General features: G+C 64.8%; 13 protein-coding genes. 5 read left to right on the forward strand and 8 right to left on the reverse strand.

Annotated features, from left to right (window positions below; genetic code table 11):
- Positions 1-64 precede the first annotated feature (64 nt).
- The 4 genes from D5S18_RS29405 to D5S18_RS29420 are packed head-to-tail and all read left to right on the forward strand — an operon-like array spanning position 65 to position 4,722.
- On the forward strand, positions 65-964 hold the full coding sequence (locus D5S18_RS29405) for a metal-dependent hydrolase (protein WP_120044353.1): 900 nt from the start codon (positions 65-67) through the stop codon (positions 962-964).
- Entirely contained in the window at positions 961-2,061 is a 1,101-nt protein-coding gene (locus D5S18_RS29410; RefSeq protein WP_120044354.1) for a PDR/VanB family oxidoreductase, read from the forward strand. The genes D5S18_RS29405 and D5S18_RS29410 overlap by 4 nt, the downstream gene beginning before the upstream one ends.
- A gap of 46 nt (positions 2,062-2,107) precedes the next feature.
- Complete coding sequence (locus D5S18_RS29415) at positions 2,108-3,877, forward strand: SDR family oxidoreductase (RefSeq protein WP_120044355.1); 1,770 nt, start codon at positions 2,108-2,110, stop codon at positions 3,875-3,877.
- Between the two features lie 47 nt (positions 3,878-3,924).
- Positions 3,925-4,722 (forward strand): hypothetical protein, encoded by a 798-nt coding sequence (locus D5S18_RS29420; protein ID WP_120044356.1) that lies wholly within the window; start codon positions 3,925-3,927, stop codon positions 4,720-4,722.
- A 75-nt stretch (positions 4,723-4,797) separates the two neighbouring features.
- Here the strand turns inward: D5S18_RS29420 and D5S18_RS34615 are convergent, their stop codons facing one another.
- From D5S18_RS34615 to D5S18_RS29450, 7 genes are all read right to left on the reverse strand, one after another.
- Positions 4,798-5,082: a hypothetical protein gene (locus tag D5S18_RS34615; RefSeq protein ID WP_147404265.1), complete on the reverse strand. Its 285-nt coding sequence runs from the start codon at positions 5,080-5,082 to the stop codon at positions 4,798-4,800.
- Between the two features lie 860 nt (positions 5,083-5,942).
- Positions 5,943-7,271 (reverse strand): hypothetical protein, encoded by a 1,329-nt coding sequence (locus D5S18_RS29430; RefSeq protein WP_147404267.1) that lies wholly within the window; start codon positions 7,269-7,271, stop codon positions 5,943-5,945.
- 49 nt (positions 7,272-7,320) lie between these two features.
- A complete protein-coding gene (locus tag D5S18_RS29435) occupies positions 7,321-8,478 on the reverse strand; it encodes a hypothetical protein (RefSeq protein ID WP_147404268.1) in 1,158 nt (385 codons plus the stop codon).
- A complete protein-coding gene (locus D5S18_RS29440; RefSeq protein ID WP_120044360.1) occupies positions 8,469-8,693 on the reverse strand; it encodes a hypothetical protein in 225 nt (74 codons plus the stop codon). Before D5S18_RS29440 ends, D5S18_RS29435 begins: the two co-directional genes overlap by 10 nt.
- Before the next feature lie 335 nt (positions 8,694-9,028).
- Entirely contained in the window at positions 9,029-9,352 is a 324-nt protein-coding gene (locus tag D5S18_RS29445) for a hypothetical protein (protein ID WP_120044361.1), read from the reverse strand.
- Entirely contained in the window at positions 9,349-9,480 is a 132-nt protein-coding gene (locus tag D5S18_RS36215; RefSeq protein WP_282434906.1) for a hypothetical protein, read from the reverse strand. The genes D5S18_RS29445 and D5S18_RS36215 overlap by 4 nt, the downstream gene beginning before the upstream one ends.
- A 162-nt stretch (positions 9,481-9,642) precedes the next feature.
- Complete coding sequence (locus D5S18_RS29450; protein ID WP_147404270.1) at positions 9,643-10,098, reverse strand: hypothetical protein; 456 nt, start codon at positions 10,096-10,098, stop codon at positions 9,643-9,645.
- 300 nt (positions 10,099-10,398) lie between these two features.
- On the opposite strand from D5S18_RS29450, the gene D5S18_RS29455 reads away from it, so the two are divergent.
- Complete coding sequence (locus D5S18_RS29455; protein WP_158608021.1) at positions 10,399-11,559, forward strand: helix-turn-helix domain-containing protein; 1,161 nt, start codon at positions 10,399-10,401, stop codon at positions 11,557-11,559.
- Here the strand turns inward: D5S18_RS29455 and D5S18_RS29460 are convergent.
- Positions 11,538-11,825: a hypothetical protein gene (locus D5S18_RS29460; protein ID WP_147404272.1), complete on the reverse strand. Its 288-nt coding sequence runs from the start codon at positions 11,823-11,825 to the stop codon at positions 11,538-11,540. The two genes, D5S18_RS29455 and D5S18_RS29460, sit on opposite strands and share 22 nt — an antisense overlap.
- Positions 11,826-11,926 lie beyond the last annotated feature (101 nt).

Below are 11,926 nucleotides of genomic sequence, written 5' to 3' on the forward strand. Positions count from 1 at the left end.
GAAACGTGTGCGGCGGCACGATCGCGATCGTGCCGCCGCACACGGTGAACATCGAGGAGTACCGATGAAGCTACTTCGCCGGCACCGGCGACCGGAGATCGATCCGGGTGAGGTCGCGCTGCATGCCCGCAATGTGCGATTCGACTGGACCGACACCCCGCTGCGGTGGATGCCAACGGAGCCGATCGGCTCGCACGTGATCAACGCGCTCAATCTGCTACTGCCCGAGGGCGAGCGGATGTTCTGCGCCACCTATTCCGAGGCGCTGCCGTATGTGAAGGACGACAAGCTGCGCGAGGCCATGCTCGGCTTCATCGGCCAGGAGTCCATGCACGCCGAAACGCACGACAAGGTGCTCAACGAGGTGCTGGCCGTGCACGGCATCGACCCGGAACCCTATGTGCGCCAAGCGGAATACCTGTTCCGCAACACCCTCGGCTCGCGCGGCGATGAGACCGTCGCCGGTCGACAGATGCTCGTCGAGCGGCTGGCCTTCATCGCCGCGCTCGAACACTTCTTCGCCTACCTCGGCGACTGGGTGCTCAATGCCGACCTCGAGAAGTTCGATGCCGATCCCGGGGTGGCCGATCTGTTCCGCTGGCATGGCGCCGAGGAGGTCGAGCATCGTCACGTGGCGCACGATGTCGCGTCCTACTTCGACGTGGGCTACCTGCGCCGGGCGGCGGTCATGACGGTGACCTTCCCGATCTTCCTGATCCTCATCGGTCGCGGCGCGAAATTCCTGGTGCACCAGGACGCCACACTCCCGAATATGGGTTACCCGCGCCTGGTCCTGCGCATCTTCGGCTCGATGTGGCGCGGCGCGCTGCCCGGTGTGCCATCACTGCTGCGCAGTGCGCTGTCCACCTTCAAGCCCGGCTACACCCCGGAATCGGTCGGCTCGACCGCCCAGGCCGTGGCTTACCTGGCCCAGTCCCCGGCGGCGCGCGCGGTGGCCTCGTGAGAGAGGTTCCGGCACACCTACCCGCCGACCTGTTCGGCAAACGCGACCGCGACCGGGCCATCCAGGTGCTCGACGCGGTAGCCTCGGCCCGAGTGCGCTGGACCGCGGTCGTCAACCGTCGCGACCTGAGGCCGAAGGTCGACGACCGCCGCATCGAGGTGGTGGTCACCGAACGCCGCGTCGAAGCACACGATCAGGATGTGGTGAGCCTGCTGCTGCGAGCGCCGGGCGGTCGGGAGCTGCCGCGCTGGTGGCCCGGCGCGCACCTCGATATCGAACTGCCCTCCGGATTGCTGCGCCAGTATTCGCTCTGCGGCGATCCGGCCGATACCCGCGCCTATCGAATCGCGGTGCGCCGCATACCGAATGGCAACGGCGGTTCGATCGAGGTACACGACGCGCTCCCGGTGGGGACGCGGGTGGTGGTGCGCGGCCCGCGCAATGCCTTCCCCTTTGCCGTGCCAGGGCACGGATCACCCGCCGCCCGTTTGCATTTCGTGGCAGGCGGGATCGGCATCACCCCGATCCTGCCGATGATGCGACTGGCGCATCGACTGGGCGTCGACTGGTCCATGGTCTACACCGGCCGTGCCCGCGACACCATCCCATTCCTCGACGAAGTCGAAAGCTTCGGCGGTCGTGTGCGAGTTCGCACCGATGACGAGCACGGCCTGCCCGACGCCGCCGCGCTGCTGCCCGGTGTCACGGCCGATACCGCCGTATACTGCTGCGGCCCGGTGCCGATGACCACGACGATCGCCGCCGCGATCAATGAAATGCCCGGCGTGGAGCTGCATTCCGAGCGCTTCTCGCCGCCGCCGGTCGTCAACGGCGTGCCGTTCGAGATCGAATTCGCCTCCACCGGAACGGTGGTCGAGGTGGCAGCGAATCGATCCGCGCTCGACACGATTCTCGAAAGCAAACCCGATCGGCCCTATTCGTGCAGGCAGGGATTCTGCCGCACCTGCAAGGTGCGTGTCCTCGCGGGGGAGCCCGACCATCGCGAAACCGTGCTGACCCCCGCCGAACACGCGGCGGGGGAGATGCTGGTCTGCGTATCCCGCGCGACCGGTGGACGACTCGTGCTGGACCTGTGAAGATGCCGCGGCCGCAGTCGGATCGCGCAGGCAAGGAGATAGATCGATGACAGCCACGAACCAACCCGCGAAATGGCGGACCGTGCGCAGCGGCGAGTTCGATATCGCCGTCTTCGAAAGCGGCGACCCGACGGCGGAAACCATTGTGCTGGTGCACGGTTGGCCCGACACCCACCATCTGTGGGATCGGGTGGTTCCGCTGCTGACCAAACGGTTCCACGTGGTCACCTACGACACCCGAGGCCACGGTGAATCCACCAGAACCGCCCGCACACAGGACTTCCGGCTGGAAGAACTGGCCAAGGACTTCTACGCGGTGATCGACACCGTCAGCCCGGATCGGCCCGTGCATGTACTGGCCCACGACTGGGGTTCGGTGCAGGTGTGGGAGGCGGTGTGCGAACCGGCCGCCGAGACGCGGGTCGCGTCGTTCACCTCCGTCTCCGGCCCCAACCTGGACCACCTGGCCAAATGGATGCGCGACAGGCTGGCCCGGCCGACGCCGCGCAATGTCTGGCAGCCGTTCACCCAGGCGCTGTCCTCGGCCTACACCTTCTTCTTCATGACCCCCGGCCTGCCGCGCGCCACCTTCGGCGTCATCGGCACCGAACGGCTGTGGCGCGGCTTCGTCGGACTGCTCAACGACACCGCGCCCTCGAATATCGAACTGGGACCCAGCTTCCGACGCGACATGGTGGACGGTCTGCTGATCTACCGTGCCAATATCGTCCAGCGCATGCTCGCGCCCCGCGAACGCCGCACCGAGGTGCCCGTGCAGTTGATCGTCGCGGGCCGCGATATCGCGGTGCGACCCGCGGGCTACGACGACGAGCCCAAGTGGACCTCGCGCCTGTGGCGGCGCAATGTCGCTGCGGGACACTGGGTTCCGTTCTCCCATCCGGAACTGCTCGCCACTTCGGCCATCGAACTGGCCGATGCGCTCGGCGGCGAACCGTCCCCCCGCGCACTGCGTCGCGCCGAAGTCGGACGTGCGCGCAAAGCTTTCGAGGATCAACTGGTGGTGATCACCGGCGGCGCCAGCGGTATCGGCCGCGAGACCGCGCTCGCCTTCGCCCGGCGCGGCGCCGAAGTGGTCGTCTCCGATCTCGATGTGCTCGGCGCGAAGGACACCGTCGAGCTGATCGCCGCCGAAGGTGGTGTGGGGCATGCCTATTCGCTCGACGTCTCGGACGCGAACGAGGTGGCCGAGCACGCCGACGCGGTCCTGGCCGCGCACGGCGTGCCCGACATTCTGATCAACAATGCGGGCATCGGGCAGGCGGGCGACTTCTTCGATACGCCCGCAACGGAATTCGATCGCGTCCTGCGCGTCAACCTGGGCGGCGTACTCAACGGCTGCCGCACCTTCGGCAAGGCCATGGCCGATCGCGGACTCGGCGGACATATCGTCAACCTGTCGAGTATGGCCGCCTACAGCCCGCAGCGTGGATTCAGCGCCTACGCCACCTCGAAGTCGGCGGTCTTCATGTTCTCCGACTGCCTGCGCGCCGAACTCGCGGGCAGCGCCATCTCCGTCCACACCATCTGCCCCGGAATAGTCCACACCAATATTGTTGCCAATACCCGTTTCTCGGGTCTCGATGCCGAGGATGAACGCCGCAAGCAGCAGCGTTATGACGGGCTCTACCGCAGGCGTGGGTACGGCCCGGAGAAGGTGGCCGAGCAGATCGTGCGTGCGGTCGAGCGGGATCGTGGGATTGTGCCGGTGACGCCGGAGGCGCGGGTGCAGTATGTGGTGAATCGGGTTGCGCCGGGGTTGGTCCGGTTCTTCGCGGCGCGGGTGAAGTTGACGTAGTTCAGGCGGCTTCGGAGCACGCCGCGGTCAAGGCAACCGAAACCGCGATGGGCGCAGGCACCGCGACCATCACGCCCGGCGCACCCATCCCCGCCGCCGCGAACGGCGACGGCACCGCATCGGTGGTGATTGCGCGCACGGCAACGAGTTCCGCACCCGCGACCGGCGGCGGTACAACCTCGGCCGCCGTGACGGTCGGCTACCGCTGGGCCGACTCGTTCGACCGGGCCGACGATGTCTCGCTCGGCACGGACTGGCGTATCGACCGTAACGGGGCACCGAGGATCGCCACCAACCGCGCACAGATGAAGACGATGAACCGCGGCGACGGCCGCGCGGGATGCTGGGCGAGCTACCAGGGCGGCGGCGCTGCGGCCGGTCGATTCGGCAGCGACAACTACGCCGTGAAGGCGCAGCTCATTGCGCCTGTGGGGAATTCGGCGACGGACAACTTCACCGCGATCGTGCTCGCTGTCGCCGATGCGTTCGGTGCCGGGGTCATGTGCTACCTGGTGGTCAGCACCGGCAGCGGATGCGGCATCGTGACCCAGTCCGGGCTACCACCGAGCTCAGGCGTCACCACCGATCAGACCGGCCAAACGGTGCAGGCGTCGACCGTGACCAACATCGCCGCGGGCGATCTGATCGAATTCCGGCGAGTCGGCAAGGTATTCACCGCCTACCGCAACGGCGCAGCGCTGTTGACCTGGACCGATATCAACAACATCGTCGGCAGCGGACCGACGAATCGGCGGTGGGGGTTCGCTGTCGAGGGCAACTATCCCCTCTTCATGAGCGAATACCGCTCGCCCGCCGTCGATTCTATCCAGGCATACGACCTGTAGCGCGGACACACCGAAAGACCATGGCCCCAACCGGTTTCGCGGTTGGGGCGATGCTGTCGTGTCCGGGTTACCCGCTCAGAACGGGTATTCCCACCCGGGCTGGCCGGTTGTGGGTACGAACGTCAAAAAGCCTGTTGGGGTGGGTGAATCGAATGTGAGGTGGAACTGATACCGCGATCCCGGCGTGAGGTCGACCGGCCAATCCGCCTTGGTGCAGCGGTAGGTCGGATCGGTATCCGGGTGGACGCGGGTAACGCCGGTGGCGTCGACGACATTCCAGTAGTTGCCGGGGTGAAAGAACCCACCGGGCAGCCTCGACGGTTCGAGATCCGTGGAGGTTTGGGCTTCGACCGACACCACGACGAAATGCCCGTTCTGTGCGGGCTGCGGCGAGGCGGCGGTACACGGTGCACCCACCTGGACGTTGGTCACCGTCCACGAGATCACCGGCACGACACCGGGTTTCCCGATCCCCGCCTCGGACCCAATCGGCTTCACCAGGTTGCCGCGCGGGGACTTGGCCGACACAGTGGCCGCGGTCGACGTCGTTGTCGTGCCGGCAGGTGACGAACTGGGCGCAGCGGCGGGCTTGTCGGCTGCACCACAACCCGCGAGTAGTGGTCCGGTGAGCGCAGCGGCGAGTAGTGCGGCAGTCCTCATAAGTTCCCCTCGTGTGATTGCGACGAGGCTACAACCGCGACAAATGCTGCGTCCAGACGCATCGAGCGATCGACGTTGCGGTGATTTCGCCTACTGCGGAGCCTATTTCGGCTACGGTTCTCTCTGCTTCCCCTCCTGCGGGACGGGTCGCCGAGCAGTGTGCTTGGCGACCCGTCCTGAAAGGAGGAACGCTGGTGCCAGATGATGGGTGCCGGGGTGACGCACGGGCAAGAGTCTCAGCGGTGATAGCACTCACCGCTGAGATTCCCTTGCGCTGCCCATGTCCAGCGCTGCTGTTGCTGCTGATCTACATGATCATTCAGCGCTGAACCCGGTCCCGGGTCGGCCACTACGGTGGTCGGCCCGGTCCTCGTTACGAGCCGACCTTTACGTTACCTGCTAACAAAATGGCTCGCGCCAGACGATACCCTCGACGATCCGAATCGGGTAGCGATCAATTCAAATGAACCGGCCAAGCGCGCGTGGTGGAATCGGGTAGTGAATCGCGCTCGGTGCGGGCGTGACCCGGTCCGGTGCTGTCGAGGCTTCTCGGTCTGGCATCAGTCCCGTGTGCGTTCGATGCCTCTGCCGCTGGGGTCGCCCCGGCTGCGGCCCTGCACCTGCGGCGGCTCGACTCCAAGCTCACGGCCGCGCTCCATCGCGTGGTCGAGCGCTTCTTGGTGCTGCACGAGCGCGGCTATCTCGGGCGGTATTCCGCGCTGTCGTAACGCCTGGCCGTACGCTTCGCGCGCCTCCCGCTCGCGCTGTTGCGCCTCCCGCTCGCGCCGATCCTTCTCCACCGCTTCGCGTCGCTGGTCTTCCCGCTGCACGGTGAGCGCTATTTCATTCAGGCCCTTCACCACGTCTTCGCGTTTTTCCTCGCGGGACAACTCGAACGCGAGTTCCATGCTGCGTGCCTGATCCCTGCTCACATGCAGCGTCTCAAGCATTTCTCGGGTGTCTTCCCGTTCCCGCTCTCGAACCACATTCAAGCCCTGCACGAGGTCTTTGTGAATTTCGTAGAGCCTGTCGGGGTCGATTTCTCGACCGGATTCGCGATCCCGCGCTATCTGCTTGGTTTGAGCCTGGATATCCTTACTGAGCTGGTCCCGTATTCTGGCGGTTTCCTCACGCTGCCGGGCTTGGTCTTGTTCTCTTGCCTCTCGGTCCCGCTCGGCCCTTTCGCGGGCTTCCACCTGTCCGCGCTCGACACCTTCCCGGAACCGTTCCATGTCGCGGAACAGGGCGGCCCGTTCCCGCGCTTTCTCTATATCGCGTTGCCGGGCTTGTTCTTGCTCTCCGGCTTGTTGGGCACGTTCGGCCCTTTCGAGAGCTTCGGCGCGTTCCCGTGCCTTCACTATTTCTCGAATATTCTCCAGCCGCAATCGCGCCCGCTCGGCGCGGTCCAATTCCAGCCGTGTCCTAAGCTCGAGTTGCCGGGCATCTTTCTCGTAGGCGAGCCCCATATCGAATGCTAAACAGGCTTGTTCCCTTGTGAGTTCCTGGTGGATTACCCGGCTGCCGAGTTCCTGCTGCATCTCCGTCAGAAGTTCCCGGTAGGCCGATGACATCTTCTCACCTGCTACGGTCCGGACGCGGAGCGTTTCGATGACACCTTTCCGGAGCAGTTCGCGGTCCTTCTCCAACTCTCGTAGATCGTTCCTGCTGCCGGTCTTTCCTGATTTGTCTTCGGCGGCGTGGATTCTGCCGTGCTCGTCGGCCCTCGCCTTGTCGTAGTGCCGAGGGCCGATCGATGTAGAGTACGAATCGGGCTTCGGCACATAACCGTTCTGTCGATCATGAAACAGTTGCTCGATACCGTTCTCGAATATCCTTCCTCGAGCCGGGTTGTCGTATGGTTCACGGATTTGATCGTATTCGTCGGGCATGACGGAACCCACCCCCGGTTACTGTCATATGCAAGAAAGAACTGTATGTCTATGTGTCGCTGTTGGACGCCGCGTATTCTTCCGCGAACTCGCGCATCATCTCGGCCATACCGGCGAACATGCCACCGTCGGCGGGATCATAATGATCAATCATTACTTTCATCAACCCAAAAGCAGTATCGCCATCGGTATCGAAACCATACTCGAGCATCGGATTCACGTCGTCATAGAACGACTTGTCGCGGCCGAACCATTCATAGGGCTCCCAGCGTGCGCCCGCGAACTTAATGAAGCACTCACCGAGAAAACAGATGAAAGCATCCGCCATATCGGCGTTCTCCGGGGCCATTGCGGTAGCCAAGTCCGGAAACAGGCGCTCGACAACGGTGTCGAGCTGCTTCAGCTCCGGTGAGTCTTCGGGCCACGGTTTCGTGGGGATACGCGGAATCTGGGCGTAGTCCAGGAACTTCCGCACTTGCGCGGCCCGCCGGTCCGGATCGACCCACTTGCCCCAAGCGGTCTGTTCAACGTCGATATCGAAGCCAAGCTGCTCGTCGCTCACCCGGTGCCTCCGTGTTCGTGTCGGGGTGTCGGACAGGTCAGTATCGTCCATCAGACTCGCGTATCCGGTCCGATCCTCGGTCGATTCCGCCGGGGTGGGGTGGTCAGGTAGGCGGTAGTGGCGTCGCCCGGCGGTCAGGTCGGCAACCATGGCCTCGTAGGCGCTGGTCCAGTGTTCGAGTTCCCGTTTGTTCGGTGCCGCACCGTGGTCCGGTGGTACCCGGCCGTGCTCGCGCTCGTAGCGGGCGATCTGGCGGTCGGCCTCTATCGCGGTCCAAGCGCGCGCCATGTTCTCTATCGCCTCGCCGGGCGAGAACTCCAGCGGCGGCGCGGCAGAGTCGCCGGGAAGGTGACGGGCGAACTGGTCTTCTATCTCGACCCGCCGCACCGCCAACTCCAGCGCGTGATGCACCGGGAAATCGCCCTCTCTGGCCAAGAGTTCGGGTGCCGTGGCGTCCGGATGCTTCACCGCGCGTTGCAGGACCCATACCCGCATACTCCACTGGCACTTCGCGATGTCGATGGCCGCCGCCAACAACGCTGGTACGCCCGCTGTCTCGGGAGCCAGCCGCTTGTCCCACGCGCTCACGATCACCTGCCCCGTCGGGACCACGACACCCGAACCCCGCCCGGCGATCACCGGCACACCGCCGTTTCCCATACCCATCCGGCCGCCCAGCCGACCAGAACGCCGACCGCCCACCCGAGAACGAACCCCGCCACGCGGCGGGAATCGGCACCCCGCGTGGTCGTCACCGCCCTGAGTGCGCCGTTTGCGTTCGGCCTCGATTCGTCCAGAATCGCGCGGGCCGGATGCTCCTGCAGGATGTCTCCGTGCGTTGCGGCCACGATCTCCACCACAGCGGGAAGCCGCGGCCGGTGGGGCTGCTGAGGACTCGGGTCACGCATGCGGTGTCCTCCTTGAATATGTTGTGTCACAACGTGTTACGCGGTCATTCAGGTCATCGTGTGTCGCGGGGTCCCCGTGCGGTCCCCGCCACCGCACAGGCGATATCCGCTCCCACGCGGTGATCACAACCACGCCGGTCACCGCCGCGACTGCGTCTATCCAGGTCACAGCTCGTCCCAGCCTTCACCGGTGCCGGGATCATCTCCGTGTGCTTGTCGTCGGTACTGCCATAGCTGCCACACGAAAGCCGTGGCCGGGTAAATCGCCGCCGCGAAGAGGCCCCAGGTCACGATGCCGCCTGTTTGAATTTGATCCGGTCGAACTTCGTTTTCGGCTCCATCACCAGCACGTCCACCAAGCTCAGCAGCGGCTCAGGCGGCCGACCTCCCTCGAAATGCTCGACGCTGGGTACAAGCACGGCGGGCACGCCGAGAGTGGACACCAAAGCAATCAGGACGTTCTCCGCTGTGTCCGGGTCGGAAAGCGCCAGAGTTTTGATGAGGCTGTACCCGAAATTTCCTGCTGCACTGCGCATCCGGGGCTCTATCGCTGTCTGGTGGATACCGGCAATGTCGCGGCGCAGATACCCCAAAGCGCTCGGACGGGTCACCGCTTCGCCTCCAGTTCCGCATGCTCGGTGATCAGTTGGCGCAATCCGTCTAAGACCGGCTGCGCCAGGGACAAGTACATGCCGACTGCGGTCGGGTCGAATCCCTCGCCCCACACAAGGTCATTCATGCCTGCGCCTCCTGCGCGACCGCCGCGAGCGGTTCCTCCGTGGGACTCGCCGCCCGCAGGTAATCGACCCACTCTGATGGCGGCTGATGCTTTGCCCCGGCATCGAGCGCGGGGTGGATGTGTGTCCCCGGAATACGGTCCGGCACTGCTAGTTTCAGCTCATCAGGCACGGGCCACCGCCAGGCCCGCGCAGTCGCCTATCGCCGCCAGCACATCCGCCCCGGACGGCAGGTAGGCGTCCTGCGGCCAATCCACCCACGTCCACCGCTCGACACCGAGCACCGGGCTCGGCAATGCCACCTCGACATCGGTATCGAGCACGTCCCCGTTGACGGGGTGCAGCCATTCCTGCACCCCGGCACGGTCGTCAATGTCGTTTCGTACGAGGAAGATCCGGCGTCCGGTCGCGGGATGCATTACTACCGGCACGAGCACCCCATGCCAATAGTCCAGCCGCGCCGCGACCTGCCCGCCGAGCACACCGGGCAGACTGATCGCCCCGAGCTGGGGTGAGATGCGTATCGCGATTCGGCCTGTGGCGGCGTGCAGGACTGCGGGGAGTCCACACACATCCCGGTAGTAGTGGATGCGCGAAAGCACCGCATTACGAAGCTTCATCGATAAACCTCAATCGGATCGCTGAAGTTGGTCTCGTGCGCGCGGAGCCGCTGGCGGCTGTGGTGTTCGGACCGACGCGCGCGGTCGGCGTATCGCCGTAGTTGGGCAGTTGGATCGCAAGCCGTAGAGGTCATGTCGTACCTCGAAGTCCGCAACGAATGGTGTGCACCCGGAGTCGGGGGGATGGCCGGCCCGGCACCGGGGCACTTGGGAACGTTACGCAGGTCACATGTCGTGAAGTTTCCTAAAAGTTTCCTTCAGTGTTTCCCTGGAAACTTGGTGCGGCGTAGCGTGAGATCCATGCAGGAAGAGGACTCGGTCGGTCGGCGAATCGCGAAGTATCGCAAGCTGCGTGGGATGACGCAGCTTCAGCTCGCGCGGGCCGCGGGCGTTGGGAAACAAACGTTGGCCAAGGTCGAGAGTGGGCACGCTGCGGCCTCCCAGGTGTGGGTCGGCTACGTCGCGACCGCGCTCGGTGTCGAGGCTTCATTGCTGTACGGGGAAGACTCTGAGTATCCGAATCTCGACGGCATCATTCCGACTGTCCGGCGAGTGCTGGCCGCTACCGACCTGCTGCCCGACCTTGAACCCGAGCCGTTGGATCGGTTGCGCCCGTTGGTTCTTCGGATGATGGAATGGCGGCACGCGGCAGCCTACGACAAGATGACCAAACTCCTGCCGGACCTCACGGACCAGCTCCTCACGGCGACGCAGCGCGACGGTGCCGAGGCATATTCGCTGCTGACCTACGCCTACCGCGCTGCGAATACCCTCAGCCACAAACTGGGACATCACGACCTATCCATGCTGGCCACCGATCGAATGGTCTGGGCCGCGTCGCAATCGGATGATCCTCTCCTGCTGGCGACGACGCGCTACGTGAAGTCTGCGGCGCTGGCTCGAATTGGCGCGAGCGCACAGGCCATTCAGCTCACCGACCGCACTATCGCCGATGTCGAGCCGTTGGCCAATGACCTGACCGGGGCGGCAGTGCTGTGCGCGCTTCACATGCGACGAGCGGGCCTAGCCGCAACAGGCTGGGACGCGGATACGACCGACACCCACTATGCCGAGGCCACCGCGCTAGCGGCGCGCGTCGGCGATCGTGAGGTATTGGGAACCGTTGTTGGTCCGACAAACCTGAAGCTATGGGAGATCGGGTCAGCCGTCGATCTTGGTCGCATCGGCGTAGCGGATCAGATCGCCGAAACGGTCCAGTTGCCTACGAGCTTCCCCCGCGAGCGACAGGCGCATTTCTGGCTTGACCTCGCGCGAGCCGCGCTCGTCGCTGGCAAACCAGACAAGGCCGTTGATGCTCTGCAAGAGGCGCGATTGTGCGCGCCCGAGTACTTCAGGCATTCCCGAGCAGTCAAGACGGTCATAAAAACGACCGCCGAACAGCAGCGACGCGCCTCGAGCGGATTGCGCGCTCTCGCGAACTATGCCGGAATCCAGGACTGATGGGCCTCCCATCGCAGCCGGGGGTCTATCGAGATGGCCGTAGTGATCTGTGGATTCAGAACACACACGGCCAATGGCTCCACGCTGCCCGCCGCCTGAGTGGCGGCGAGCTGAAGTTCACACTCGGCGCGTTTACCGGGTGGCAGAACGGCGAACTGCTGGAGCACCCCGACCCAGGCGCCGAGGTTTTGCCGCTGGAACGAATCGAATTCGATGACGTCCCTGGTCATCTGCGTGAATTGCTTTCCGCGCTCATGAATGGGCACCGGGATCTTCCTCCGCACTAGGGTGACTTGCGGTCGGACGGCCGGGACGCTGCGGTAATCGATCTCGGCTTGCCGGTGCGCCGTGCCTTGCTCCGTGGTTG

This window comes from Nocardia panacis (assembly GCF_003598715.1).
GTDB classification, from domain to species: Bacteria; Actinomycetota; Actinomycetes; order Mycobacteriales; family Mycobacteriaceae; genus Nocardia; species Nocardia panacis.